This is a genomic window from Paracoccaceae bacterium Fryx2, from assembly GCA_032334235.1.
Lineage (GTDB): Bacteria > Pseudomonadota > Alphaproteobacteria > Rhodobacterales > Rhodobacteraceae > JAVSGI01.
In genome coordinates this window covers 1,482,295-1,506,155 of sequence record JAVSGI010000005.1, presented here as the reverse complement: position 1 = coordinate 1,506,155, position 23,861 = coordinate 1,482,295, and the positions used below count along the sequence as shown (strand labels likewise).

Sequence of the window (23,861 nt, the reverse complement as noted above, 5' to 3'; positions counted from 1 at the left end):
GCCCCAGTTTCACCCCCGGCGCGGCCCTTTCCCGGCCCGAATCTGCGCGGGGGCGGGCAAGGGGGCCACAGATGCGACAGAACCGGATCGGCCACCGATACAGCCTGCGTCCGGTCACGGTTGGCGGTGCCGCGGCGGCGGGCGGCATCGTGGCGGGCACGCCGGTGGCCACGCCGCAGGGCTGGTGCGCGGTGGAACGGCTGGCCCCCGGCGACAGCGTGCTGACCTTCGAGGCCGGGCCGCAGCCGCTGGGCCGGGTGGCGCGGGCCGCGGCGGCGCGGCTGCTCCGGGTGCCGCAGGGCGCGCTCGACAACCGCGCGGCGCTGGTGCTGACGGCGGGGCAGGGGGTGCTGATCGAATCCGACAGTGCCGAGGCGCTTTATGGCGACCCGTTCGCGCTGATCCCGGCGCTGGCGCTTGACGGGTTTCGCGGCATCGCCCCGGCACCGCGCCGGATGGCGCGGGCCGTGATCCTGGGTTTCGATCTGCCGCAGATCGTCTATGCCAGCCGGGCGGTGCTGCTGGCCTGCCCCGGCGCCTGTGCGGGCACCGGGCTTGACGCCTTGCGCCAGCGCGCCGCCCGCGCCGAAACCCCGCTGCTGCCGCTTGATCAGGCCCGCGCGCTGGTCGCCTGCCTGATCGCCGAGGATGTCGGCGCCGCCCTGCGCCGCCGGTGGGCCTGAGCCGTCACGCCGCCTTTTGCGCCGGGGCAAAGCGGGCGTAGAAGCTTTCGCCCTTCGCCGCCATCTCGCGCAGCAGGTCGGGCGGGGCGAAGCGTTCCCCGTGTGCCGCCGCCAGCCCGTCGCAGATCTCCACCGCGCGCGCCGCCCCGATGATGTCGAGCCACGAGAACGGCCCGCCCGACCACGGCGCGAAGCCCCAGCCGAGAATGGCCCCGACATCGCCTTCGCGGATGTCCATCAGCACGCCGTCCTCCAGCGCCCGCACCGCCTCCAGCACCTGAGCGAACAGCAGGCGGTGCTGCACCTGCGCCAGGTCGGGCTGCGCCTCGGCCACCGGCCAGGCGGCGGCAAGCCCGTCCCACAGCAACCCGCGCTTGCCCGCCGCATCATAGGCGTAGAAGCCGGCATTGGCCTTCTTGCCCAGCCGCCCCTGATCAGCCATCGCGAACAGCACGTCATCCACCGCGCCATCGGGATAGGCATCGCCCATCGCGGCTCGGGTGGCCTTGGCGATCTTCACCCCCAAGTCGATCGAGGTTTCATCCACCAGTTGCAGCGGCCCCAGCGGCATCCCCACCAGCTTCGCGGCATTTTCCACCAGCACCGGCTCCACCCCTTCGGCGACCATGCGGATGCCTTCGTTGATGTAGGGGATGATGCAGCGGTTGGCGAAGAAGAACCGCGCGTCGTTGACCACGATCGGGGTCTTGCGGATCTGGCGCACGAAATCCAGCGCCTTGGCGACCGCGCGGTCGCCGGTCTGGCGGCCCTTGATGATCTCGACCAGCATCATCTTGTCCACCGGGCTGAAGAAGTGGATGCCGATGAACTGTTCAGGCCGCGCGCTGGCCTTCGCCAGATCGGAAATCGGCAGGGTGGAGGTGTTGGTGGCGAAGATGCACTCCGCCCCCACCACGGCCTCGACCCTGGCCGTCACCGCCGCCTTCACGCCCATGTCCTCGAACACCGCTTCCACCACCAGATCGCAGCCCGCAAGCGCCGCGTAATCGTCGGTCGCCAGAATGCGGGCCAGAACCTGCGCCTTCTTCTCCGGGGTGACCTTGCGGCGGCTGATGCCCTTGTCGAGCAGCGCCTCGGAATGGGCGCGGCCGCGGTCGGCGGCGTCTTGCGTCGCGTCGATCAGCACCACGTCGATGCCCGCCTGCGCCGCGACATGGGCGATGCCCGCGCCCATCATGCCCGCACCGATGATGCCTACCTTCTTCACCGACTGGTCGGGCTGCGTGGGCCGCACCGCGCCCTTCTCCAGCGCCTCCTTGTTGATGAACAGGCTGCGGATCATCGCACCCGACGAGGGGTTCATCAGCACAGAGGTGAACCAGCGCGCCTCGATCCGCAGCGCCACGTCGAACGGCACCAGCGCCCCTTCATAGACCGCCGACAGCAGGGCCTTGGCGGCGGGGTAGACCCCCATCGTCTTGCCATGCACCATGGCGGAAGCCCCGACAAAGGTCATGAACCCCGCCGGATGATAGGGCGCGCCGCCCGGCATCTTGTAGCCCTTCTCGTCCCAGGGCTTGACCAGATCGGCGTCCTTGGCCGCCAGAACCCATTCCTTGGCCCGCGCCAGCAGCGCCTCGGGCGCCACCACCTCGTCGATCAGCCCGCCCGCTTTCGCCCCCTTGGGGTCGGAAAGCTTGCCTTCCAGCAGATAGGGGGCCGCCATCATCGCGCCCATCTTGCGGGCCAGACGCGTCGTGCCGCCGGCCCCCGGAAAGATGCCGACCATGATTTCCGGCAGGCCGATCCTGGCCTTCGGGTTGTCGGCCGCGATGATGCGGTGGCAGGCCAGCGGCAGTTCCAGCCCGATGCCAAGCGCGGTGCCGGGCAGGGCGGCGACGATGGGCTTCCCGCCCTTCAGGGTCTTGGGGTCCATCCCGGCACGCTCGATCTTGCGCAGCACGCCGTGCATCATCATCACGCCGTCGAACACCGCGCGCGCGGGGTCGGCACCGCCGTCCTCCTTCATCCGCGCGATCACGTTCAGGTCCATCCCGCCCGCGAAATCGGCCTTGCCGCTGGTCAGGATGATCCCCCTGACCGCCGCATCGGCCAGCGCCGCGTCGATCGCCGCGTTCAGTTCGGCAAAGCCCGCCAGCGACATGACGTTCATCGACCGCCCGGGCACGTCCCAGGTGATGGTGGCCACGCCGTCGGCATCGGTAACAGTGGTGAAATCGGTCATCTGTTGGTCTCCTTGGGCCAACCGGGGCAGGGCGTGCCGTCCTTGCGGGACTGCATCCGCAGGCGGTTCCGGCGTGAAAAGTGTTCAATGGCAGGGACATGCACGGCAACGTCAGAAAACCGTGTGCGGAAGACGAGCCAAGTCGCGGGGTCCGCGCCGTCATGGCGCAGGCAAGGGCCGCTGGCCACCCCGGCCGACCGGCCGACGGCGGCACCGGGTGGCAGGGGGCGGGAACCGCCGTCCCCGACCCGCGCCACCGTGCCGGAAACCCGGGCGTCCCCGGCCGCGTGCCGGTGGCTCGACGCTGCCCACGCTTGCAGGATCGGCAGATCGGGCTTCGGCATCACACCCTCTCGATGATGGTGGCCGCCCCCATGCCCGAGGCGATGCAAAGCGTGGCCAGGCCCACCGACTTGCCCGACCTTTCCAGCTCGTCCAGCAATGTGCCGATGATGATTGCCCCGGTCGCGCCAAGCGGGTGCCCCATGGCAATCGCCCCGCCGTTGACGTTGACGAGTGCCGGATCGACATCGAACGCCTGCTGGAAGCGCAGCACCACGGCGGCGAAGGCTTCGTTGACCTCGAACAGGTCAATGTCGGAAATTGACATGCCCGCATCACGCAGGACCTTTTCCGTCACCGGCACCGGGCCGGTCAGCATGATGGTCGGGTCGGTGCCGATCTTGGCGGTTTGCCGAATGCGGGCGCGGGGTTGCAGCCCGTGCTTCACGCCGAACTCCCGGCTGCCGATCAGGATCGCCGCCGCCCCGTCGACAATCCCGCTGGAGTTGCCGGCATGGTGCACATGTTCGATCCGTTCAAGGTGCGGATACTTCATCATCGCAATCTTGTCGAAGCCGGGCATCACCTCGCCCATGTCCTTGAACGCCGGTTTCAGCGCGCCCAGCGTCTGCATGTCAGTGCCGGGCCGCAGGTATTCGTCCCGCTCCAGCATCGCCAGACCGTTCTGGTCGCGGATCGTCACGACCGAGCGGCCAAACCGCCCCTCGCCCCAGGCCATCGCCGCGCGGCGCTGGCTTTCCACCGCCAGCGCATCGACATCGTCGCGGCTGAAGCCGAATTCGGTGGCGATGATGTCGGCCGAAATGCCCTGCGGAACGAAATAGGTCTTCATCGCCAGCGACGGATCGACGGCAATCGCCGCCCCGTCGCTGCCCATCGCGACCCGGCCCATCATCTCGACCCCGCCGGCGATATACCCCTCTCCGGCACCGCCGCGCACCTGGTTGGCGGCAAGGTTCACCGCCTCCATGCCGCTGGCGCAGAAGCGGTTGATCGCAAGGCCGGGGATCGACTGGTCCAGATCCGACAGCAGCACGGCCGAGCGTGCCAGGCACCCGCCCTGCTCGCCAACCTGCGTCACGTTCCCCCAGATCACGTCCTCGACCGCGTGGCCTTCCAGCCCGTTGCGCTCCTTCACTGCGTTCAGCAGCTTGGCCGACAGCGCCACCGAGGTCAGTTCGTGCAGGGCCCCGTCCGGGCGGCCCTTGCCGCGCGGGCTGCGCACGGCGTCGTAGATATAGGCGTCTGTCATCGCGTCCTCCTCATGCCCGGTCCGACGGGTTGCCGGGCATCATGTCATAGGGGTGTTTCCAGCCGGGCAGTGCCGCGATGCGGTCGAGCCAGGCGTCGATATTGGGCCAGTCGGTGCGGGTGAAGCCGAAGGGCTCGGGGTAGAACAGGTAGCCGCAGCACGAGAGGTCCGCGATGCTGACCTGCGCCCCCACCATCCACTGCCGCGACGAAAGATGGTCGTTCAGCACGGCGTAGGCCGCCTTCAGCCGCCCCTGCTGCCAGGCGATCACCGCATCGGACCGCTTCTCGGCGGGCAGGAAGTTCATCATGTACCGGGTGGCGCCGACCTGGCCCGACAGCTTGTGATTGTCCCAGAACATCCAGCGCAGAAGTTCCCGCCGCTCGGCCGCCGACCGCCCGCCAAGCTTGCCGGTCTTGGAACTGATGTAGTCCAGCATCACCCCCGACTGCGTCAGCACCGTGTCGCCATCGACCAGCACCGGCACCTCGCCCATCTCGTTGAGCGCGCGAAACTCCGGCATGCGGGTCGCGCCGTTGAAGAAATCGACAAAGACCGGTTCCCAGTCCATGTCGGCCAGCGTCAGTGCCAGCGCCACCTTGTAGGCATTGCCGGATTCGCCGAAGCAGTGCAGTTTCGCCGTCATGTCCGTCACTCCGCTGTTGGGGGCAGAAGCGGGGGTTTCACACCCCCGCACCCCCGTGGGGTATTTTTGCCAAAAAGAAACAACGTTTTGTTAACCTTGCCTCGTCATGATCGGAACTGCGGTACAGGCTGGGGAGCCGATGACCGCCCAAGGAGAAGCCGCCCCGGTCGCGTGTGAAGCTCTCACTGTGGAGGGTAGACCTCCCGGGGCCGGGGCGCACCTCTTGCGGTTTCTTGTTGGTGAAAATACCCAGCTGCCCATGCCACCCGCTCGCCGCATCATCGCTTGCGATCCTCCAGTTCCGAATTGAACAGCCGCAGCCGGTGAGTCAGGGTGTCCTGGTCGATCACGCTGGTGAAATTCTCGAACAGGAAAGACAGCGCCTCGCCCTCGTCCAGCCCCGCCTCCTGCGCGAAGCGTTTCAGGCGGCGATAGCCGTCCTCGGTCATGGCGACCGGGAAGCGGCGGGTCAGGCGAAAGCGTCGTGGCATCCGGGTCTCCTCAGGCCGATGTCCGCAGGCGGGATTTTTCGTAGAAAAATCGGTCCGCCTGCGCGCACAGGTTAGAACGCGGCGGCGTCCAATGCCATCACGGTCTCGGCCCCGGTCTCGATCCGCGCGCGGTGCATCGCGGTGGCGGGCAGGTGGCGGGCCATGTAATAGCGCCCGGTGGCGATCTTGGCCTCGTAGAAACCCGAGTCGCCGGTTCCGGCGTCCAGTGCTGCCTGCGCCGCCTTTGCCATCCGCGCCCACATCAGCCCGAGGCAGACATGCCCGGTCAGGTGCATGAAGTCGTAAGACCCGGCCAGCGCCGCATTGGGCGTCTTCATCCCGGCCTGCAGGAAATACATCGCCGCCGCCTGCATGTCCTTCGAGGCCTGTTTCAGGGGGTCGAGGAACCCGGGCTTCAGCCGGTCGTCGCCTTCATTTTCCTTCAGGAACGCCTTCACCATCTCGAAGAACGCCATCACATGCCTGCCGCCGTCCTGCGCCAGCTTCCGGCCGACCAGATCCAGCGCCTGCACCCCGTTCGCGCCTTCGTAGATCATCGCGATGCGGGCGTCGCGGGCGAACTGGCTCATGCCCGAGGCCTCGATGTAGCCGTGGCCGCCCCAGACCTGCTGCGCCGCCACCGCCATCTCGAACCCCTTGTCGGTCTGGAAACCCTTGATCACCGGGGTCAGCAGCGACACCATGCCTTCGGCCCCGGCGTCGCCCATCCGCACCGAGCGGTCGATCAGATGCGCGCCCCAGAAGGTGAAGGCCCGCGCGCCCTCGACGAAGCTTTTCTGGTCCATCAGGTTGCGACGGATGTCGGGGTGCACGATCAGCGGGTCGGCGGGGCCGTCGGGGTTTTCTGCCCCGGTCACGGCGCGGCCCTGCAGGCGGTCCTTCGCGTAGGCCACCGCGTTCTGGTAGGCGGCTTCGGCCACGGCATAGCCTTGCAGGCCGACGCCAAGCCGCGCCTCGTTCATCATGGTGAACATGGCGCGCATGCCCTTGTGCAGGTCGCCCAGCAGCCAGCCGGTCGCGCCGTCATAATTCATCACGCAGGTGGCATTGCCGTGGATGCCCATCTTCTCTTCCAGCTTGCCGACCGACACCGCGTTCGGCGCGCCAAGGCTGCCGTCATCGTTCACCAGCACCTTCGGCACGATGAACAGCGACACGCCCCTGGTGCCCTCGCCGCCGCCGGGGGCCTTTGCCAGCACCAGATGGATGATGTTTTCCGCCAGATCGTGATCGCCGGCCGAGATGAAGATCTTGGTGCCGGTGATCCTGTAAGACCCGTCGTTCTGCGGTTCGGCGCGGGTCCGCATCAGGCCGAGGTCGGTGCCGCAATGCGGCTCGGTCAGGTTCATCGTGCCGGTCCAGTCGCAGCTGACCAGCTTCGGCAGGTAGGCCGCCTTCTGCGCATCCGTGCCGTGGGCATGGATTGCCGAGACCGCGCCATGCGTCAGCCCCTGATACATGTTGAACGCCATGTTGGCCGAAACGAAGATCTCGCCCACCGCCGTGCCCATCAGATAGGGCAGGCCCTGCCCGCCATAGGCGGGGTCGCAGTCGAGCGCGGTCCAGCCGCCCTCCTTCATCGCCGCGAAGGCCTCCTTGAAGCCCGGCGGGGTGCGGACCACACCGTTTTCCAGCACGCAGCCCACCGTGTCGCCCACCGCGTTCAGGGGCGCCAGCACGTCCGAGGCGACCTTGCCCGCCTCCTCCAGCACGGCGCCGGTGAAGCTTGCGTCCAGATCGTCGTAGCCAGGTATCCCGGTTTCGCTGACCTTCAGCATGTCGTGCAGCACGAACTGCATGTCTTTCACTGGGGCGGTGTAGATCGGCATGTTCTTCTCTCCCTTGGTCGTGTGGCGCCTATTCGGCGGCCCTGCGAAAACCGGCCAGTGCCTGGTCGCCCCAGGCCAGTTGCTCTTTCAGTTCGGCAATCGCCTCGTCCAGTTCGGCGCGCTGCCGTTCCATCTGGGCCAGCCGGGTGCGGGCAATCTCGAAGGTGCGGCGCAGTTGCAGTTCCTGCGTGTCGTCGTGATCGTAAAGGTCCAGCAGCTGGCGAATGTCTTCCAGCGAGAAGCCGAACCGCTTGCCGCGCAGGATCAGCGTCAGCCGGGCGCGGTCGCGTTTGGAATACAGGCGCCGACTGTCGTCGCGCTTCGGAAATATCAGCTCTTTCTGTTCGTAGAAGCGCAGCGTGCGCGGGGTCACCTCGAAGGCGTCGCACATCTGGCGGATGGTCATCAGGTCGGTCGTCTCGGCGGGCATCATCATCACTCATGCAGGGGGCTCATCGTTAGATGGCGTGCCCGTTGCGATGTTACCAGACAGCTTGACGTTGACGTAAACGTAACGTTGCGTCAGTTCGACGCGTGACGTGATGTCAGGGCCCCGCGGCGGCCGCGGGGGTCGCGCGGGGGCGAGAGCGGTTGCCGTGGCGGGGGCCGGCGCGGTTGCCGTGGCGGGTGGCGGGGGCGGGGGCGCGAACGGCCATTGTCCTGCCGTCCCCGGCCGGGGTAGAAGGCACGCAGCGCGGACGTGGCGAAATCGGTAGACGCTGGGGTCTTAAACACCCTTTCCTCTGGAGTACGGGTTCAAGTCCCGTCGTCCGCACCACCAGGCCGCGCGGCGGCAGCCCCCAGCGCCGCCGAGTCGCGCAGCGCACGCAGGTCGGCAATGGTGACATCCAGTTCGGCGCGCTGGCGCTCCAGCGCCCCCAGCTGCCGGTCGGCCATCCCGATCCAGGCCGCCAGTTGCGGCTGCGTGCCCTGCTTCCGATAGATCAGCAGCCACTGCCGTATCTCCTCCAGCGAAAAGCCGAAGCGCCGCCCCCGCAGGATCAGCGTCATCCGCGCCACCTCGCGCGGGCCGTAGAACCGGGCGCGGCCATCCTTTTCGGGGTGCAGCAACTCGATGTATTCGTAGTATCGCAGCGTGCGCGGCGTCACGTCGAACCGGGCGCACATTTCCTTGAAGCTCAGGCGGGTTTCGAACATCGGGTTCCTCCGGGGGGCAGGCTAGGCTCATGTTCCGCGCGGCGCAATCTTTGTGCGCCCCCTGCGCGACGGCCCTTGCGGGGGCCGCCGCTTCGGTCAAGATGGGCCGCAACCGCAGCCGGACCAAAGGCGCCTCATGACAGAAACGCTCAAACGTGCCCGCCAGTTCATCGAGGCGATTCCGCATTCGCGCGCGCTGGCAATGTCGCTCGACATGCTGGAAGGCGGGGTCGCGGAAATCTCGATGCCCTACGACATCCGCTTCATCGGCGACCCGGCGACCGGCGTCATCCATGGCGGCGCGGTCTCGGCGCTGATGGATACCGCATCCGGAGCTGCGGTGATGAGCCACCCTGCCGCCCCGGCGGGCACCGCCACGCTCGATCTGCGCATCGACTACATGCGCCCCGCCACCCCCGGCCAGCGCATCGTCGCCCGTGCCGAGTGTTACCACGTCACCCGCAGCGTCGCCTTCGTGCGCGTCACCGCCTGCGATGACGACACCACCCGCCCGGTCGCCACCGCCAGCGGCGCCTTCACCGTCGAACGCCCGAGGGGGGCGCAGCCATGATCCGCCCGAAACCCGAACCCGTGCAGGTCATCAAGCAGCGCCGCGACACCGCGCTGCGCACGCTGGTGGACGGCGTGCCCTACATCGGCTTTCTCGGCATCCAGTTCGACCGGCGCGGCGACGAGTTGACCGCGATCCTGCCGTTCGACGAGGCGCTGATCGGCAACCCGATGATCCCGGCCCTGCACGGCGGCGTGACGGCGGCCTTCCTCGAGGTGACCGCGATCATCGAGCTGTCGTGGTCGCTGTTGTGGGAGGAGATGGAGAAGGGCGTGCTCGACCCCCGCGCCGTCGATCCCGCCCACCTGCCGCGCCTGCCCAAGACGATTGACTTCACGGTGGACTACCTGCGCTCCGGCCTGCCGCGCGACGCCTATGCCCGCGCGCGGGTCAACCGCTCGGGGCGCCGCTATGCCTCGGTGCATGTCGAGGCGTGGCAGGACAACCGCTCGCGCCTGTTCGCGCAGGCCACCGGACATTTCCTGATGCCGACCCCCGGCGACCCCTGACACATGCTGCCCGTCAGCCATGCCCGCGTGATGAAGATCGCGCTGCCCATCGTGCTGTCGAACGCCACGGTGCCGCTGCTGGGGGCTGTGGATACCGCGGTTGTCGGGCAGATGGGGCTGGCGGCGCCGATCGGGGCGGTGGGGCTGGGGGCGATCGTGCTGGCCTCGGTCTACTGGATCTTCGGCTTCCTGCGCATGGGCACCTCCGGCCTCGCGGCGCAGGCGCATGGCGCGGGCGATGGCCCCGAAAAGACCGCCGTGCTGCTGCGCGCCCTGATGATCGGCGCGGCGGCGGGGCTGTTCTTCATCCTGCTGCAGGGCCCGTTGGTCTGGGCCGCCTTCCGCCTTGCCCCGGCCAGTGACGAGGTCGAGGGGCTGGCCCGCCACTACCTTGCCATCCGCATCTGGGGCGCCCCCGCCACCATCGCGCTTTACGCGGTCACCGGCTGGCTGGTGGCGCTGGAACGCACGCGCGGCATGCTGGTGCTGCAACTGTGGATGAACGGGCTGAACATCGGGCTTGACCTGTGGTTCGTGCTGGGCCTCGGCTGGGGCGTGCCGGGGGTGGCGGCGGCCACGCTGATCGCGGAATGGACCGGGCTGGCGCTGGGCCTCTGGCTGTGCCGCGATGCCTTTGGCGCGGCGCTGGCGGCGGGCTGGGCGCGGGTGGCCGATGCCCCGGCCCTGCGCCGGATGGCGACGGTGAACAGCGACATCATGATCCGCTCGGTGCTGCTGCAGGGCAGCTTCACCACCTTCCTGTTTCTGGGCGCGGGCATGGGCGACGTGACGCTGGCCGCCAATCAGGTGCTGATGCAGTTTCTCGAAATCACCGCCTATGCGCTGGACGGTTTTGCCTTCGCGGCCGAGGCGCTGGTGGGGCAGGCGGTCGGTGCGCGGGCGGTGGCATCGCTGCGCCGGGCGTCGGGCATCACCTCGCTTTGGGCGGCGGGCGGCAGCCTTGCACTGGCGGCGGGCTTCGCGCTGGCGGGCCCAGCGATCATCGACCTGATGACCACGTCGCCAGAAGTGCGGGCCGAGGCGCGGCACTACCTGCCCTGGCTGGTCGCCGCCCCGCTGGTCGGGGTGGCAAGCTGGATGTTGGACGGCATCTTCATCGGTGCGACCCTGACGCGCGAGATGCGCCGCGCCATGATCCTGTCGGTGGCGATCTATGCCGCCGCACTGGCGCTGCTGCTGCCCGCCTTCGGCAATCACGGGCTCTGGGCCGCGCTGATGGTGCTGAACGCGGCGCGGGGCGTGACGATGGCGCTGTCCTGGCCCAAGGTGCTGGCGCGGGCGGCCTGACGGATCAGCGCCGCAGCAGCTGGAACCCGGCCGAGGCGCCCCAGCCCGCCCCCACCGCCAGCACCAGCGACAACAGCCCGTAGATCAGCGGCTGCGAATGGGCCAGCGCGAACAGCCAGCGTTCCAGCCCGGCCTTGCGCACGTCGATCGGGCTTGCCAGCCAGTCGATCACCTGTCCGTCGCGGGTCAGGTAGATCCGCACCATGTATTGCCCCTCGGTCAGGTTGGCGGGCAGATCGACATCGGCGCGAAACAGCGTGTCCTCGACCAGCTCGACCGCCCCTTCCGCCAGCCGGTAGCGCCCTTCCTCGGCGCGGATGCGCAGCATGGCGTCGAGAAACTCGGGCGCGCCCTCGGCCTCGGCGGTGGTGCCGATGGCGCGCACCACCCGCGGCACCGAGATGCGGTGCCGCAGATCCTCGGTCTGCGACAGGATCGCATTCAGCGGGCCGCTGGCGGAAATGGCATAGAATGTAGGCGCTGAATCGACCGTCACGGCGGCATTGTTGATCCAGATGCCGAAGCGGCGGTCCTTCCGTCGCACGATCTGCTGCGCGGCGGGGCCCTCGACGGTGACGATCACCTCCAGCGGCGGGCCGTCCGGGGCCGGGGTCTCGCGCTTCACCGCGCCGTAGATCAGGATTTCCGACCCGTTGAAGTTCGCGGTGATCGACACCGCGTTCCGGCTCAGCCCGGCCACGATGGTTTCAAGCCCGGTCTGCTGCGCGGCGCAGGGCAGGGCAGTCAGGATCAGGATGATCAGGGCGCGGATCATGGCAAGAGCCCCGGCGTGACCGAGAACAGTTCTGCCGGGCGCAGCAGCAGGTCCAGCGCGATCCGCCCGCAGACCCCCAGCACCAGCAGCGCCAGCAGGATGCGCAACTGCTCGGCCCGCAGCCGCAGGCCGATCTGCGCCCCGACCTGCGCCCCGATCACCCCGCCGAAGATCAGAAAGAACGCCAGCACCATGTCGACCGTCTGGCTGGTGACGGCGTGCATCACCGTGGTGAAGGCGGTCACGAAGATGATCTGGAACAGCGACGTGCCGATCACCACCCGGGTCGGCATCCCCAGCAGGTAAATCATTGCGGGCACCATGATGAAGCCGCCGCCCACCCCCATCACCGCCGCCAGAAAGCCGACAAAGGCCCCCACCAGCATCGGCGGCAGCACCGAGATGTAAAGGCCCGAGGCGCGGAACTTCATCTTCAGCGGCAGCTTGTGGACCCAGGTATGGACATGGCTGCGCCGCACCGGCGCCCCCGGCCTGCGCGACCGCAGCAGGGTGCGCAGGCCCTCCTGCAACATCAGCGCGCCCACGAGGCCCAGAAACAGCACGTAACTCAGCTGCACCAGCAGATCGACCTGCCCCAGCGCGCTCAGCCGGGCGAACACCCAGATGCCCGCCCCCGACCCCAGCATCCCGCCCGCCAGCAGCACCAGCCCCATGCGGAAATCCACCGCCTTGCGCCGCACCTGCGCCAGCACCCCCGAAACCGACGACGCCACCACCAGATTGGCCCCGGTCGCCACCGCAACCGCCGGCGGAATGCCGATGAAGAACAGCAGCGGCGTGATCAGGAACCCGCCGCCCACCCCGAACATCCCCGACAGGAACCCCACGATGCCGCCCAGCCCCAGCAGAAGCCAGGCGTTGACGGAAATCTCGGCGATGGGCAGGTAAAGCTGCATGTCGGTTGCGCGCTTTGGCTCACAAGGGCGGGGTCACCCAAGACTTGCGCCGGGGTATCGGGCTTGTCAAACCCTTGTGGCCGTTATGCCATCATCACAGCCCGCGCAGGAATTCGCGCAACACCTTCTCCAGCTTTCCCGCCCCCAAAGGCGCCATCGCCTTGGTGTGTTCATGGCTGATCTGTTCATCCGACAGCCCCGCCGCCATGTTGGTCACCACCGAAACCGCCGCCACCCGCAGCCCCAGAAACCGCGCGAGGATCACCTCGGGCACGGTCGACATGCCCACCGCATCGGCCCCCAGCACCCGGATCGCCCGAATCTCCGCAGGGGTTTCGAACGACGGCCCGGAATACCAAGCATAAACCCCCTCGGGCAGCGCCACCCCCACCGCCTCTGCCGCCGCCCGCAAACCTGCGCGCAAACCGGGATCATGCGCCGCCGTCATCGGCACGAAGCGCGCATCGCTCGGCTCGCCGATCAGCGGGTTCAGGCCGGAAAAGTTGATGTGGTCCGACAGCAGCATCAGGTCGCCCGGCCTTATGTCGGGGCGCAGCGACCCGGCGGCATTGGTGGCGATAATCGATTCCGCACCAAGCTCGCTCAGCACCTCCAGCGGCAGGCGCATCGCGGCCGGGTTGCCGGTCTCGTAGTAATGCGCCCGCCCGCCGAACACCGCGACCCGCACGCCTTCCAGATCGCCCACCACCAGTTGCGGGTTGTGCCCCGACACCCCGGCATGGGGAAAGCCCGGCAAATCGGCATAAGGCACCGACACCCCGCGCACCGCCGCCGCCAGATGCCCCAGCCCGGACCCCAGTATCAGCCCCAGCCGCACCGGCGCCGACCCGGCCCGCCCCCGGATCAGCCCCGCAAGCTCAACGCTCCTTGACATAAGGCTCCCCCCCGGCGCGCGGCGGTATCGCCTTGCCGACAAACCCCGCCAGAATGACCACGGTCAGGATATACGGCAGCGCCTGCATGAATTGCACCGGAATGACGAACAACCCGATGTCGATGTTCTGGAACCGGTTCGCCACCGCCTCCAGCAGCCCGAACAGCATCGTGGCACCCAGCGCATACCACGGCCGCCACTTGGCGAAGATCAGTGCGGCCAGCGCGATATAGCCCCGCCCCGCCGTCATTTCCTTGCCGAAACCGGCCGCAAGGCTGGTGGCCAGATACACCCCCGCCAGCCCGCAGAGCACGCCGCAGATCGCCACGGCGGCAAAGCGGATGCCGATCACCGACACCCCGGCGGTATCGACCGCCGCCGGGTTTTCGCCCACCGCCCGCAGCCGCAGCCCGAAGCGGGTGCGATACAGCATCCACCAGCTGAGCGGCACCAGCGCAAACGCCACATAGACCAGCACGGTATGGCCCGAGATCAGCTCGTAATACACCGGCCCCAGCAGCGGCACGTCGCGCAGGGTTTCGGCAAAGGGCAGGGTGATCGGCTCGAACCGCGCCGCCCCTTCGATCGCCGGGGTGCGCCCGCCCAGCCCGAACCACTTCTGCCCCAGAAGCACCGTCAGCCCCGAGGCGAGGAAGTTGATCGCCACCCCCGAAATCAGCTGGTTGCCGCGAAAGGTGATCGAGGCCACCCCGTGGATCGCCGACATCAGCAGCGACGCGAACACCCCGGCCAGCAGCCCCAGCCACACGTCGCCAGTGATCCACGCCACCGCCCCCGACAGGAAGGCCGCCGACAGCATCTTGCCTTCCAGCCCGATGTCGAAAATCCCGGCCCGCTCCGAAAACAGGCCCGCAAGGCAGGCCAGCAGCAGCGGCGTGCCAAGCCGCACCGTCGAATCGAGTATCTGGAGCAGCGTCGCCAGATCCATCACTTCGCCCCCCTGCGCGCGGCCATGAACATCATCTCGACCGGGCGGCGCACCATGTTGTCCAGCGCGCCGGTGAACAGGATCACCAGCGCCTGGATCACCGTGATCAACTCGCGCGGAATCTTGGTCCACAGCGCAAGTTCTGCCCCGCCCTGATACAGGAATCCGAACAATATCGCCGCAAGGCAGACCCCCGCCGGATGGCTGCGCCCCATCAGCGCCACCGCGATGCCGATGAAGCCCGCCCCCTCGACCGAATTCATCAGCAGCCGGTTCGCCTCGCCCATCACGGTGTTGACCGCCATCATCCCGGCCAGCCCGCCCGAAATCACCATGGCATACAGGGTGATCCGGACCGGGCTGATGCCCGCATAGCGCGCCGCCTTTTCCGATTTGCCAAAGGCGCGCAGCGCAAAGCCCAGCCGGGTCCGCCAGATCAGCGCCCAGACCAGCACGCAACAGGCCAGCGCAATCAGCAGGCTGATGTTCGCGGGCGTGCTTTTCGAAAACGGTATTCCCACCAGCCCCAGCACCTCGTGCAGCCCCGGCAGCGTGGTCGCGTCGGGAAAGCGCGCGCTCGCCGGGTCCATCGAGCCTTGCGGCCGCAGCACGTTGACCAGCAGATAGTTCAGCAGGCTGGCCGCGATGAAGTTGAACATGATCGTGGTGATCACGATGTGGCTGCCGCGCCTGGCCTGCAACCAGGCGGGCACCGCCGCCCACAGCGCACCGAATCCCGCCGCCGCGATCACCGCCGCCCCCAGCGCCAGCGACCAGTGCGGCCACGGCAGGTAAAGGCAGACCAGCGCCACCCCCAGCCCGCCCAGTGTCGCCTGCCCCTCGCCGCCGATGTTGAACAGCCCGGCATGAAACGCCACCGCCACCGCCAGCCCGGTGAACATGAAGTTGGTGGCGTAATAAAGCGTGTAGCCCCAGCCATAGCTCGACCCCAGCGCGCCAGTCACCATCAGCTTCATCGCCGCCACCGGGTCTTCCCCGATGGCAAGGATCACCAGCCCCGAAATCGCCGAGGCGATGATCAGGCTGATCAGCGGCACCAGCAGCGCGTCGGCCCAGCGCGGCATCCTTTCCATCACCCGGCCTCCGCCATGGTGTCGCCCATGCCTGCCATCAGCAGACCCAGCGCGCGCGCGTCGGTGGTCGCCGGGTCGCGGAACCCCATGATCCGGCCGTCGAACATCACCGCGATGCGGTCCGACAGGCTCATGATCTCGTCAAGCTCCACGCTGACCAGCAGGATCGCCTTGCCCGCATCGCGCAGCGCCACGATCTGCTTGTGTATGAATTCGATCGCGCCGATGTCCACCCCGCGGGTCGGCTGGCCGATCAGCAGCAGGTCCGGGTTGCGCTCGATTTCCCGCGCCACCACGATCTTCTGCTGGTTGCCGCCGGAAAATTTCTTGGCGGCCAGCGTCGGGATCGGCGGGCGGATGTCGAACCGCGCCATCTTGGCCTCGGTGTCGGCGCGCAGGGCGGCATTGTCCATCAGCAGGGCATTCTTCTGGTATTCGGGCGCGTTGTGATAGCCGAAGCCGATGTTTTCCCAGGCCGTGAAATCCATGATCAGGCCCAGATGCTGGCGGTCCTCGGGCACATGGGCGATGCCCTGCGCCCGGCGCGACTGCCCGTCGCTGTCGCGCCCGGTCAGGTCCAGCGGCACCCCGTTCAGCCTGATCGTGCCGGTGCCATGCGCAATGCCGCCCAGCACCTCCAGCAGTTCCGACTGCCCGTTGCCCGCCACCCCGGCAATGCCCAGAATCTCGCCCGCGCGGATCGAAAAGCTGATGCCCTTCAGCCGTTCCACCTTTGCGTCATCGCGCACCGCCAGGTTCTCCACCTCCAGCACCAGCTTGCCGGGGCTGGCCGGGCCCTTTTCGACATGCAGCAGCACCTTGCGCCCCACCATCAGTTCGGCCAGCGCCTCGGGGCTGGTCTCGGCGGTCTTCACCGTCGCCACCATCTCGCCGCGCCGCATCACGCTGACGTTGTCGGTGGTTTCCATGATCTCGTGCAGCTTGTGGGTGATCAGGATCACGGTCTTGCCCTGATCCTTCAGCCCGCGCAAGATGCGGAACAGGTGGTCGGCCTCGTCGGGGGTCAGCACCCCCGTCGGCTCGTCCAGAATGAGAATGTCCGCCTGCCGATACAATGCCTTGAGGATCTCCACCCGCTGTTGGTGCCCGACCGAAAGATCCTCGACCAGCGCATCGGGATCGACCTCCAGCTCGTACTCCCGCGCCAGATCGGCCAGAACCTTGCGCGCCTTTGCCAACGAGGGGCGCAGCATCTGCCCCTCCTCGGCACCGAGGATCACGTTTTCCAGCACCGTGAAATTCTGCACCAGCTTGAAATGCTGGAACACCATGCCGATGCCCGCGCGGATCGCACTCTGGCTGTCGGGAATCACGGTCGCCTTGCCGCCGATGAATATCTCGCCCGCGTCGGCCTTGTAGAACCCGTAGAGGATCGACATCAGCGTCGATTTCCCCGCGCCATTCTCGCCGATGATTCCGTGGATCGTGCCGCGCGCAGCCTTGAACGAAATGTCCTTGTTGGCCTGCACCGGCCCGAACGCCTTGGAAATCCCGCGAAGCTCGATCGCCAGCGGGCCGCCGGTAGGGGCGGCAGTTGCCTGCCGCCCCGCTTCGCCCGTGGCTGGCATCAGAACTGCGCAGCCGGGCAGGTGTTGTCGCTCATGTAGTCATGCACCACCAGCTCGCCCGACACGATCTTCGCCATCGCCGCGTCCACCGCCGCCTTCATCTCCTCGGTGACCAGGGCTGCATTGTTCTCGTCCAGCGCATAGCCCACGCCCTCGGATTTCAGGTCCATCACGTTGATCCCCGGCACCAGATCGGCGCCTTCCACGAACGCATTGTAAACCGCGACATCGACCCGCTTCATCATCGAGGTCAGCACCTTGCCCGGATGCATGTAGTTCTGGTTGCTGTCGACCCCGATCGACAGGATCCCCTCGTCCGCCGCCGCCTGAAGCACGCCGATCCCGGTGCTGCCCGCCGCCGCATAGATCACGTCCGCGCCCTGTGACTTCTGCGATTTCGCCAGTTCCGCGCCCTTCACCGGGTCGTTCCACGCGGCAGGCGTCGTGCCGGTCATGTTCACGATCACCTTGGCATCGGCCTTCACCGCCTTGACCCCCTGCGCATAGCCGCAGCCGAACTTGCGGATCAGCGGAATGTCCATGCCGCCGATGAAGCCCACGGTGCCGGTCTTCGACGCCATCGCCGCCATCATGCCGACCAGATACGAGCCCTCATGTTCCGAGAACACCACCGACTTCACGTTCGGCTGGTCCACCACCATGTCGATGATGGCAAACTTGGTCTCGGGGAAATCGGGGGCCACCTGCGCCAGCACGTCGCCGAAGGCAAAGCCGGTCATCACCACCGGGTTGGCCCCGGCCTCGGCCAGCCGCCGCAGCGCCTGCTCGCGCATCGCTTCCGACTGCATTTCCAGTTCCTTGAAGGTGCCGCCGGTCTCGGTCGCCCAGCGTTGCGCGCCGTTGAACGCCGCCTCGTTGAACGACTTGTCGAACTTGCCGCCAAGGTCGAAGATGATCGCCGGTTCGGCCATCGCCAGGCCAGAGGCCATCGCCAGCGTCGCCGCCGCGCCGAGCAGGGTTTTCATGTGGGTCATCGCAGTCTCCCGGTTGTCGTTATGTCATTGTCCTGCGCCGCCCCTTCACAGGCCGGGGGCTGGCGGACCGTGCCCGATTTAGGTCGGGTTTGGCCGGGGCGGTCAACAGGTATTTGCGCCACCCCGCGCCGCTTTGATCCTGCGGTCAGATTCCGGGCGGCACGGCCCCGGCCAGCGGCCGCGCCAGCACCAGCGCATCAACGCTATCCCCTGCCGGGGTGCGAAAATACCGCCGCCGCCGCCCGGCCTGCACAAAGCCCAGCCGGGCGTAAAGCGCAATCGCGGCGGCATTGTCGGCGGCAACTTCCAGAAAGGCGCGGCCCGCCCCGCGCGCCGCAGCCTGCGCCAGAAACCCCGCCACCAACCGCGCGCCAAACCCCTGCCTGCGCGCCACGGAAGCGACCGCCAACGTCAGCACCTCGGCTTCGTCCATCACGGCGCGGCCCAGCAGAAACCCGTCCGTTTCGACGATCAGGAACACCTGCGGATCGGCCAGCAGGCCCGAAAACTCCGCCGCAGACCACGGGCGCGGCGTGGTGAAGCAGGCGGCGTGCAGACCGGCCAGCGCCTCGGGCGTCACGGCAATATCACTGGCGGCGGGTCCGACGGCGGGGCGGCATCGGCCCCGCGCAGGTAGAACGGCGCCGGGCGCGGCTGCGGCCGCCCCAGCCGCTGCAACGCCACAAGCCCGGTCGCCTCGGCAATCGGCAGGCCCGGCAGCAGCGAACCCCGCGCCGCCGAGCCGACCTCGGCCGCCGCAACCGCCAGTTCGTCCAGCCGCGCCAGATGGGCCACCCCCGGCACCTCGTCGAAATGCTGCACGTAAACCTCGCCGCGCCGTGCATCCTCGACCACGGTCAGCGGGCGGGGCAGGCCATGGGCCAGCGCCTCCAGCCGCGTGACGCCGATCGCCGGAATCCCCAGCCCAAGCGCCAGCCCGCGCGCCGCCGCAACCGCAATCCGCACGCCGGTAAAGTTGCCCGGCCCCACCCCGACCGCCAGCGCCGCAAGGTCGCTCCAGCCCGCGCCGCCCTCGGCCAGCACTTCCGAAAGCAGCGGCAGCAGCCGTTCGGCCTGCCCCTTGTCCATCGGCTCCTGCCGCGCAGCCAGCACCCGCCCGCCACACAGCAAAGCGGCCGCGCAATGCGCGGCCGATGTGTCGAACGCCAGAATCAGCGGCTCAGGCTGCAACGGGCCGCACTTCCAGCACTTCGGGAATGTAATGGCGCAGCAGGTTCTCGATCCCCATCTTCAGCGTCAGGGTCGAGGACGGGCAACCGGCGCAGGCGCCCTGCATGTGCAGATAGACGATGCCGCGGTCAAAGCCGTGAAAGGTGATGTCGCCGCCATCCTGCGCCACGGCCGGGCGCACGCGGGTGTCCAGCAGTTCCTTGATCTGGCGCACGATGTCGCTGTCGGGCCCGTCATGCTTGGCATGGCCCGAAGCCGCCTGCTCGCCCTCGATCACGGCGGCACCCGACTGGTAATGCTCCATGATCGCGCCAAGGATCGCGGGCTTGATATGGTCCCAGGCGGCGTCTTCGGTCTTGGTCACCGTCACGAAATCGGTGCCGAAGAACACGCCCGCCACGCCGCCCGCCCCAAAGATGCGCGCCGCCAACGGCGATTTGACCGCCGCCTCGGCCGAGGGAAAATCGGCGGTGCCCAGTTCCAGCACGGTCTGGCCGGGCAGGAATTTCAGCGTCGCGGGGTTCGGGGTGGATTCGGTCTGGATGAACATGCGGCTTCTCCAACTATTCCTGTTGGATATGCGCCCGGCACGTCGCCAAGTCAAGTTGGCGGGCAAGCCAAGTTTGGCCTGCGTCATGACGGGCAATGGGCGTGCCTGCGTCACGACGGGCGTTGGGCGTGCCCGGAACCCGGGCGGATGGAGCCCCGCCCGCCCTTCCGGCCGGTGCTGCCCCGCTGCGGCACAGGGGTGCCGCGTGCGCACCACCAGCCTTGCGGCCCCCCTCCGCTGTCGGACCGGGGCCGCATCATCGTTGCCGTGTCAGGCGTCAGTCTGCCGTGTAGTAACCATACATCTGGTCGAGCGGCGTCACTTCGCGGATCGTCTTTCTCAGAACGGCAGCCGCCGGAATGAAGTATTCGTCGGTTTCGTCCCGGATGGTTTCGGGTTTCTTCGCAGCCATGGATTTACTCGCCACAATCATCTTCCTTTTTTACTCTTGCTGCACTGCAACATGTGCCCGGCCACGCCGGGTTGAAAGGGCTGATGCTGCAACTGCGGCATGACCTGAGCGCAGGGCTCATTGCGGCGCCCCGCGGCGCGGACTGTCTTTAAAATAAGTTAATGAAGAAAAGGAAGCGGTTTTCTTTCACGGGCTTGACCGTGTTTTCACGCGTGAAATCCCCCAAGATGTCACACCCTCAGGTGATCGCCTCCAGCCGTTCCTTCGACATGTCTCCCGGAACAATCGTGATCGGAATCGGCAGGTTGCCCGAATTGCGGCTCATCTGGGTGACCAGCGGGCCCGGCCCCGCCTTCTCGGTTCCCGCGCCCAGAACCAGCACCCCGATCGCCGGATCGTCGCGCACCTGTGCCAGGATTTCCTGCACCGGATCACCCTCGCGGATCACCAGTTCCGGGTTGATCCCCTGCTTGTCGCGCATCCATTTTGCGAAGACCTCGAAATGCGCCTCGATCCGCTCGCGCGCCTCCTGCCGCATCAGGTCGGCGACGCCGATCCAGTGCTGGTATTCCTCGGGCGGCACGATCGACAGGATCTGCACCCCCGCCCCGGTATGCGCCGCCCGCAGCGCGGCGAACCTCATCGCGTTCAGGCATTCGCGGCTGTCATCCAGCACGACCAGAAACTTGCGCATCATCTTTCCCCAGGGCCGGGCCTGCCGGCGCGGGGCGGATCATCGCCGATCCGCCCCCCCGCTGGCAAGCGTTCAGGCAGAATGCGCCCAGTCCATGTAAAGCTGCCGCGCCCGCCGCGTCACAGGCCCGTGCTGGTACGAAGTGCCGTCAAATTCACGCACCGGCGTGACCTTGGCGAAATTGCCCGACAGGAACACCTCGTCCGCCGCGTGGAAATCGTCAAAGCTCAGCACCGTCTCGACCACCTCGACCCCGTCGGCCCGCAGGTTGGCGATGTGCCGCGCCCGGGTGATGCCCGACAGGAAGGTGCCGTTGGCGATCGGGGTGAAGGCCACCCCGTCCCGCACCATGAAGACGTTCGCCGTGGCCGTCTCGGCCACGTTGCCCATCGCATCGGCCACCAGCGCGTTGCCGAAGCCCTTGGCCTTGGCCTCGACCAGCATCCGCGCGTTGTTGGGGTACAGGCAGCCGGCCTTGGCGTTGCAGACGTTGTCCTCCAGCACGGGGCGGCGGAAACGGGTGCGGGTCAGCGTGGTGGTGGTGGCCGCGTCGGGCATCGGCACCGCCTCCAGGCACAGCGCGAAACCGGTGGCGCCCGCCATCGGCGCCACGCCCAGATCCGAGCCGTCCAGCGCCCAGTACATCGGCCGGATATAGACCGCCTTGCCCGGCCCGTAGGCCCGCAACCCCTCGCGCGCGATCTCGACCATCTCGGCCGTCCCAACGGTGGGCGTGATCATCAGCGCCTCGGCCGAGCGGTTGACCCGGGCGCAATGGGCGGCCAGATCAGGGGCGACGCCATCGAACTGCCGCGCCCCGTCGAACACCGACGACCCCTGCCAGATGCCGTGATCGGCGGCGCGCATCACGGCGATGTCGCCATCATGCCAGCGGTTCTCGAAATAGGTGCGGATATGGGTGCCGAATGCCATGGGACTCTCCGTGTCTTGCGGCGACACTAGATCACCGGGGCGCGGCAGGGTCCAGACGGCAGCGGCGCAATTCCGCCCCCGCGTTTTCATCTTTGCTCAAATATCCCCGCCGGAGGCTCCCGCCGCTGCCGCCGGAGCCTCCGGCGGGGATATTTGGAAACAGAAGAAGGGCAGGGGCCTGCGCTCAGGCGGCCTCGGCCAGCAGGGCGTTCAGGTCGAGCCGGGCGCTGATCATCGCGAGGTTGCCTGCGGCATCGCGCGGCCAGTCGGCTTCGGGGCGGCCGCGGTAAAGCTCGACGCCATTGCCGTCGGGGTCGGTCAGGTAAAGCGCCTCGGACACGCCGTGGTCGGACGCGCCGTCCAGCGGCACTCCGGCGGCGATCAGCCGTTTGAGGGCGGCGCCGAGGCTGGCTCGGTCGGGGAACAGGATTGCGGTGTGGTAAAGGCCGGTGTGGCCGGGCGGCGGCGGCGTGGCGCCCCGGCTTTCCCAGGTGTTCGGCCCGATGTGGTGGTGGTAGCCCCCGGCCCCCAGAAAGGCGGCCTGGGCGCCGATGCGCTGCTGCACCTCGAAGCCGAGGATGCCCAAGTAGAAGGCGATGGCACGGTCGAGGTCTGCGACCTTGAGATGAACGTGGCCGATGCGGGTGGCGGCGGGAAGGGTGGTCATGGGGGGGCTCCTGTCTGTTGGCATGGACATAGCAGACTGGAGCGCGCCTTTTCAGACCCGCAGGCGCACAGGGCCTGCGCGCGGGTAGCGTTCTTGGGGAGGGGGTGGTGGCGACGGGCTGTGTTGTAATGGATCAACGGGCGACTGGTGGACCAATCAAGTGGCGTGGCATCAACTCCAACGTGCCGATTTTCAAGTGTCTGCACCTACGTTCTTCTGTTGGATGGCTCTGTTGCACAAATCGGGTGACAGACAGATCTCCCCTTTCCCTGGACAGACTCATCCCACGGCTTCAGTGACGGGTATACCGAGCGCCGTGAAGCCGTTCAGCACGGCTACACGGACCTGAAACTCGGCGACCTGACGGTCAAAGTCCCGCGCCATGAGGCGCTGACCCAGCAATTTGACGCAGTGCATCTTCGTCTCGACGCGGCTTCGGCGGTGATAACCGCTCCATCGTCGCCAGATGGTTCGGCCGAAGCGTTTCGACGCGCGTAGGGCTTCGTTGCGGGCGATTGCCCCGGGGGTGTCGGGCTTCCATGGCTTGGCGTTCTTGCGGGGCGGAATGATGGCGGCCGCACCGCGGGCGGCGATGGCGTCGTGACACTTGCGTGTGTCGAAGGCGCCATCAGCGGTGACGCTGGCGATCTCCTGATCGGGCGGGATCTGGTCGAGCAGTTCGGGCAGCATCGGCGCGTCACCGACATCGCTGGTGGTGAACTCGGCTGCGCGGATTTCCAGTGTTTTCTCGTCTATCCCGATGTGAATCTTGCGCCAGACCCGACGTTTGGTGCCGCCGTGCTTGCGCGCATTCCATTCACCTTCGCCTTCAACCTTGATCCCGGTGCTATCGATCAGAAGATGCAGCGGGCCTTGCGAGCCGCGGTGGGGGATGTTGACCTTCAGGGTCTTCTGGCGACGGCTCAGCGTGCTGAAATTGGGCACAGCCCAATCCAAATCGATGAGCCCCAGCAGGCTTTCGACGAAGCCAGTCGTCTGTCTGAGCGCCATGCCAAACAACACCTTGATGGTCAGGCAGGTCTGGATCGCGGCATCGCTATAGTCAGGCTGTCGGCCGCGCTTACCTGTCGGCGCAGCCTCCCAGATCATGGCGGTATCAAACCAGATCGTCAGCGAGCCGCGGCGCTTCAGCGCTTCGTTATAGGCGGGCCAGTTCCTGGTCTTGTAGGCGGGGGGTATGGGTCTGCTCATGCCGTCCAGCT

At 67.5% G+C, this 23,861-nt stretch carries 26 protein-coding genes and 1 tRNA gene; 5 read left to right on the top strand and 22 right to left on the bottom strand.

Annotated elements, in window-relative coordinates; genetic code table 11:
- The first annotated feature begins 71 nt into the window (after positions 1 to 71).
- Positions 72 to 683: a Hint domain-containing protein gene (locus tag RNZ50_16495; GenBank protein MDT8856591.1), complete on the top strand. Its 612-nt coding sequence runs from the start codon at positions 72 to 74 to the stop codon at positions 681 to 683.
- 4 nt (positions 684 to 687) lie between these two features.
- Here the strand turns inward: RNZ50_16495 and RNZ50_16490 are convergent, their stop codons facing one another.
- The 6 genes from RNZ50_16490 to RNZ50_16465 all read right to left on the bottom strand — a co-directional run bounded on the left by RNZ50_16490 (position 688) and on the right by RNZ50_16465 (position 7,861).
- Entirely contained in the window at positions 688 to 2,889 is a 2,202-nt protein-coding gene (locus tag RNZ50_16490) for a 3-hydroxyacyl-CoA dehydrogenase NAD-binding domain-containing protein (protein ID MDT8856590.1), read from the bottom strand.
- 343 nt (positions 2,890 to 3,232) lie between these two features.
- Positions 3,233 to 4,444 carry an acetyl-CoA C-acetyltransferase gene (locus RNZ50_16485; protein MDT8856589.1) on the bottom strand — a complete coding sequence of 404 codons (1,212 nt, stop codon included), beginning with the start codon at positions 4,442 to 4,444 and terminating at the stop codon, positions 3,233 to 3,235.
- Positions 4,445 to 4,454: 10 nt separating this feature from the next.
- Positions 4,455 to 5,090, bottom strand: coding sequence for a glutathione S-transferase family protein (locus tag RNZ50_16480; GenBank protein MDT8856588.1), 636 nt, complete (start codon positions 5,088 to 5,090; stop codon positions 4,455 to 4,457).
- 278 nt (positions 5,091 to 5,368) lie between these two features.
- On the bottom strand, positions 5,369 to 5,581 hold the full coding sequence (locus RNZ50_16475) for a hypothetical protein (GenBank protein MDT8856587.1): 213 nt from the start codon (positions 5,579 to 5,581) through the stop codon (positions 5,369 to 5,371).
- A 71-nt stretch (positions 5,582 to 5,652) separates the two neighbouring features.
- Complete coding sequence (locus tag RNZ50_16470) at positions 5,653 to 7,431, bottom strand: acyl-CoA dehydrogenase C-terminal domain-containing protein (protein MDT8856586.1); 1,779 nt, start codon at positions 7,429 to 7,431, stop codon at positions 5,653 to 5,655.
- Between the two features lie 28 nt (positions 7,432 to 7,459).
- Positions 7,460 to 7,861, bottom strand: coding sequence for a MerR family DNA-binding transcriptional regulator (locus RNZ50_16465; GenBank protein MDT8856585.1), 402 nt, complete (start codon positions 7,859 to 7,861; stop codon positions 7,460 to 7,462).
- A gap of 264 nt (positions 7,862 to 8,125) precedes the next feature.
- Here RNZ50_16465 and RNZ50_16460 point away from each other — a divergent pair.
- Positions 8,126 to 8,209 (top strand) — tRNA-Leu (locus RNZ50_16460).
- Here RNZ50_16460 and RNZ50_16455 read toward each other — a convergent pair.
- Entirely contained in the window at positions 8,188 to 8,589 is a 402-nt protein-coding gene (locus RNZ50_16455) for a MerR family DNA-binding transcriptional regulator (GenBank protein ID MDT8856584.1), read from the bottom strand. The genes RNZ50_16460 and RNZ50_16455 overlap by 22 nt on opposite strands.
- A 136-nt stretch (positions 8,590 to 8,725) precedes the next feature.
- Here RNZ50_16455 and RNZ50_16450 point away from each other — a divergent pair, with 136 nt between their 5' ends.
- From RNZ50_16450 to RNZ50_16440, 3 genes are read left to right on the top strand one after another with little or no spacing between them, the layout of a single operon-like run.
- Positions 8,726 to 9,160 (top strand): PaaI family thioesterase, encoded by a 435-nt coding sequence (locus tag RNZ50_16450; GenBank protein MDT8856583.1) that lies wholly within the window; start codon positions 8,726 to 8,728, stop codon positions 9,158 to 9,160.
- Positions 9,157 to 9,669: a PaaI family thioesterase gene (locus RNZ50_16445; protein ID MDT8856582.1), complete on the top strand. Its 513-nt coding sequence runs from the start codon at positions 9,157 to 9,159 to the stop codon at positions 9,667 to 9,669. The genes RNZ50_16450 and RNZ50_16445 overlap by 4 nt, the downstream gene beginning before the upstream one ends.
- A 3-nt stretch (positions 9,670 to 9,672) precedes the next feature.
- Positions 9,673 to 10,977 (top strand): MATE family efflux transporter, encoded by a 1,305-nt coding sequence (locus RNZ50_16440; protein MDT8856581.1) that lies wholly within the window; start codon positions 9,673 to 9,675, stop codon positions 10,975 to 10,977.
- A gap of 4 nt (positions 10,978 to 10,981) precedes the next feature.
- On the opposite strand, the gene RNZ50_16435 is transcribed toward RNZ50_16440, so the two are convergent.
- The 15 genes from RNZ50_16435 to RNZ50_16365 all read right to left on the bottom strand — a co-directional run bounded on the left by RNZ50_16435 (position 10,982) and on the right by RNZ50_16365 (position 23,850).
- Positions 10,982 to 11,752: a TIGR02186 family protein gene (locus RNZ50_16435; protein ID MDT8856580.1), complete on the bottom strand. Its 771-nt coding sequence runs from the start codon at positions 11,750 to 11,752 to the stop codon at positions 10,982 to 10,984.
- Positions 11,749 to 12,669 carry a sulfite exporter TauE/SafE family protein gene (locus tag RNZ50_16430; protein MDT8856579.1) on the bottom strand — a complete coding sequence of 307 codons (921 nt, stop codon included), beginning with the start codon at positions 12,667 to 12,669 and terminating at the stop codon, positions 11,749 to 11,751. Before RNZ50_16430 ends, RNZ50_16435 begins: the two co-directional genes overlap by 4 nt.
- Positions 12,670 to 12,763: 94 nt before the next feature.
- On the bottom strand, positions 12,764 to 13,564 hold the full coding sequence (locus tag RNZ50_16425) for a purine-nucleoside phosphorylase (protein MDT8856578.1): 801 nt from the start codon (positions 13,562 to 13,564) through the stop codon (positions 12,764 to 12,766).
- On the bottom strand, positions 13,548 to 14,513 hold the full coding sequence (locus RNZ50_16420; GenBank protein ID MDT8856577.1) for an ABC transporter permease: 966 nt from the start codon (positions 14,511 to 14,513) through the stop codon (positions 13,548 to 13,550). The genes RNZ50_16425 and RNZ50_16420 overlap by 17 nt, the downstream gene beginning before the upstream one ends.
- Complete coding sequence (locus RNZ50_16415) at positions 14,513 to 15,607, bottom strand: ABC transporter permease (protein ID MDT8856576.1); 1,095 nt, start codon at positions 15,605 to 15,607, stop codon at positions 14,513 to 14,515. Before RNZ50_16415 ends, RNZ50_16420 begins: the two co-directional genes overlap by 1 nt.
- Positions 15,607 to 17,196 (bottom strand): ABC transporter ATP-binding protein, encoded by a 1,590-nt coding sequence (locus RNZ50_16410; GenBank protein MDT8856575.1) that lies wholly within the window; start codon positions 17,194 to 17,196, stop codon positions 15,607 to 15,609. The genes RNZ50_16415 and RNZ50_16410 overlap by 1 nt, the downstream gene beginning before the upstream one ends.
- Positions 17,196 to 18,191, bottom strand: coding sequence for a BMP family ABC transporter substrate-binding protein (locus tag RNZ50_16405; GenBank protein ID MDT8856574.1), 996 nt, complete (start codon positions 18,189 to 18,191; stop codon positions 17,196 to 17,198). The genes RNZ50_16410 and RNZ50_16405 overlap by 1 nt, the downstream gene beginning before the upstream one ends.
- Positions 18,192 to 18,336: 145 nt before the next feature.
- Positions 18,337 to 18,771: a GNAT family N-acetyltransferase gene (locus tag RNZ50_16400; protein ID MDT8856573.1), complete on the bottom strand. Its 435-nt coding sequence runs from the start codon at positions 18,769 to 18,771 to the stop codon at positions 18,337 to 18,339.
- Entirely contained in the window at positions 18,768 to 19,382 is a 615-nt protein-coding gene (gene tsaB / locus RNZ50_16395) for a tRNA (adenosine(37)-N6)-threonylcarbamoyltransferase complex dimerization subunit type 1 TsaB (GenBank protein ID MDT8856572.1), read from the bottom strand. The genes RNZ50_16400 and tsaB overlap by 4 nt, the downstream gene beginning before the upstream one ends.
- Complete coding sequence (locus tag RNZ50_16390; protein ID MDT8856571.1) at positions 19,372 to 19,932, bottom strand: NifU family protein; 561 nt, start codon at positions 19,930 to 19,932, stop codon at positions 19,372 to 19,374. The genes tsaB and RNZ50_16390 overlap by 11 nt, the downstream gene beginning before the upstream one ends.
- A 277-nt stretch (positions 19,933 to 20,209) precedes the next feature.
- Positions 20,210 to 20,344 carry a hypothetical protein gene (locus tag RNZ50_16385; GenBank protein ID MDT8856570.1) on the bottom strand — a complete coding sequence of 45 codons (135 nt, stop codon included), beginning with the start codon at positions 20,342 to 20,344 and terminating at the stop codon, positions 20,210 to 20,212.
- A gap of 238 nt (positions 20,345 to 20,582) precedes the next feature.
- Positions 20,583 to 21,038 carry a universal stress protein gene (locus tag RNZ50_16380; GenBank protein ID MDT8856569.1) on the bottom strand — a complete coding sequence of 152 codons (456 nt, stop codon included), beginning with the start codon at positions 21,036 to 21,038 and terminating at the stop codon, positions 20,583 to 20,585.
- A 72-nt stretch (positions 21,039 to 21,110) separates the two neighbouring features.
- Positions 21,111 to 21,971 (bottom strand): branched-chain amino acid aminotransferase, encoded by an 861-nt coding sequence (locus RNZ50_16375; GenBank protein MDT8856568.1) that lies wholly within the window; start codon positions 21,969 to 21,971, stop codon positions 21,111 to 21,113.
- A 184-nt stretch (positions 21,972 to 22,155) separates the two neighbouring features.
- Positions 22,156 to 22,638 carry a VOC family protein gene (locus tag RNZ50_16370; GenBank protein MDT8856567.1) on the bottom strand — a complete coding sequence of 161 codons (483 nt, stop codon included), beginning with the start codon at positions 22,636 to 22,638 and terminating at the stop codon, positions 22,156 to 22,158.
- Positions 22,639 to 22,917: 279 nt separating this feature from the next.
- Positions 22,918 to 23,850 (bottom strand): IS5 family transposase, encoded by a 933-nt coding sequence (locus tag RNZ50_16365; protein MDT8856566.1) that lies wholly within the window; start codon positions 23,848 to 23,850, stop codon positions 22,918 to 22,920.
- Positions 23,851 to 23,861 lie beyond the last annotated feature (11 nt).

What these genes read in the sequence shown, in the direction of transcription:
- RNZ50_16495 (MDT8856591.1), top strand. Translation starts at nt 72, where the DNA reads ATGCGACAGAACCGGATCGGCCACCGATACAGCCTGCGTCCGGTCACG.
- RNZ50_16490 (MDT8856590.1), bottom strand. Translation starts at nt 2,889, where the DNA reads ATGACCGATTTCACCACTGTTACCGATGCCGACGGCGTGGCCACCATC.
- RNZ50_16485 (MDT8856589.1), bottom strand. Translation starts at nt 4,444, where the DNA reads ATGACAGACGCCTATATCTACGACGCCGTGCGCAGCCCGCGCGGCAAG.
- RNZ50_16480 (MDT8856588.1), bottom strand. Translation starts at nt 5,090, where the DNA reads ATGACGGCGAAACTGCACTGCTTCGGCGAATCCGGCAATGCCTACAAG.
- RNZ50_16475 (MDT8856587.1), bottom strand. Translation starts at nt 5,581, where the DNA reads ATGCCACGACGCTTTCGCCTGACCCGCCGCTTCCCGGTCGCCATGACC.
- RNZ50_16470 (MDT8856586.1), bottom strand. Translation starts at nt 7,431, where the DNA reads ATGCCGATCTACACCGCCCCAGTGAAAGACATGCAGTTCGTGCTGCAC.
- RNZ50_16465 (MDT8856585.1), bottom strand. Translation starts at nt 7,861, where the DNA reads ATGCCCGCCGAGACGACCGACCTGATGACCATCCGCCAGATGTGCGAC.
- RNZ50_16455 (MDT8856584.1), bottom strand. Translation starts at nt 8,589, where the DNA reads ATGTTCGAAACCCGCCTGAGCTTCAAGGAAATGTGCGCCCGGTTCGAC.
- RNZ50_16450 (MDT8856583.1), top strand. Translation starts at nt 8,726, where the DNA reads ATGACAGAAACGCTCAAACGTGCCCGCCAGTTCATCGAGGCGATTCCG.
- RNZ50_16445 (MDT8856582.1), top strand. Translation starts at nt 9,157, where the DNA reads ATGATCCGCCCGAAACCCGAACCCGTGCAGGTCATCAAGCAGCGCCGC.
- RNZ50_16440 (MDT8856581.1), top strand. Translation starts at nt 9,673, where the DNA reads ATGCTGCCCGTCAGCCATGCCCGCGTGATGAAGATCGCGCTGCCCATC.
- RNZ50_16435 (MDT8856580.1), bottom strand. Translation starts at nt 11,752, where the DNA reads ATGATCCGCGCCCTGATCATCCTGATCCTGACTGCCCTGCCCTGCGCC.
- RNZ50_16430 (MDT8856579.1), bottom strand. Translation starts at nt 12,669, where the DNA reads ATGCAGCTTTACCTGCCCATCGCCGAGATTTCCGTCAACGCCTGGCTT.
- RNZ50_16425 (MDT8856578.1), bottom strand. Translation starts at nt 13,564, where the DNA reads ATGTCAAGGAGCGTTGAGCTTGCGGGGCTGATCCGGGGGCGGGCCGGG.
- RNZ50_16420 (MDT8856577.1), bottom strand. Translation starts at nt 14,513, where the DNA reads ATGGATCTGGCGACGCTGCTCCAGATACTCGATTCGACGGTGCGGCTT.
- RNZ50_16415 (MDT8856576.1), bottom strand. Translation starts at nt 15,607, where the DNA reads ATGGAAAGGATGCCGCGCTGGGCCGACGCGCTGCTGGTGCCGCTGATC.
- RNZ50_16410 (MDT8856575.1), bottom strand. Translation starts at nt 17,196, where the DNA reads ATGCCAGCCACGGGCGAAGCGGGGCGGCAGGCAACTGCCGCCCCTACC.
- RNZ50_16405 (MDT8856574.1), bottom strand. Translation starts at nt 18,191, where the DNA reads ATGACCCACATGAAAACCCTGCTCGGCGCGGCGGCGACGCTGGCGATG.
- RNZ50_16390 (MDT8856571.1), bottom strand. Translation starts at nt 19,932, where the DNA reads ATGTTCATCCAGACCGAATCCACCCCGAACCCCGCGACGCTGAAATTC.
- RNZ50_16385 (MDT8856570.1), bottom strand. Translation starts at nt 20,344, where the DNA reads ATGGCTGCGAAGAAACCCGAAACCATCCGGGACGAAACCGACGAATAC.
- RNZ50_16380 (MDT8856569.1), bottom strand. Translation starts at nt 21,038, where the DNA reads ATGCGCAAGTTTCTGGTCGTGCTGGATGACAGCCGCGAATGCCTGAAC.
- RNZ50_16375 (MDT8856568.1), bottom strand. Translation starts at nt 21,971, where the DNA reads ATGGCATTCGGCACCCATATCCGCACCTATTTCGAGAACCGCTGGCAT.
- RNZ50_16370 (MDT8856567.1), bottom strand. Translation starts at nt 22,638, where the DNA reads ATGACCACCCTTCCCGCCGCCACCCGCATCGGCCACGTTCATCTCAAG.
- RNZ50_16365 (MDT8856566.1), bottom strand. Translation starts at nt 23,850, where the DNA reads ATGAGCAGACCCATACCCCCCGCCTACAAGACCAGGAACTGGCCCGCC.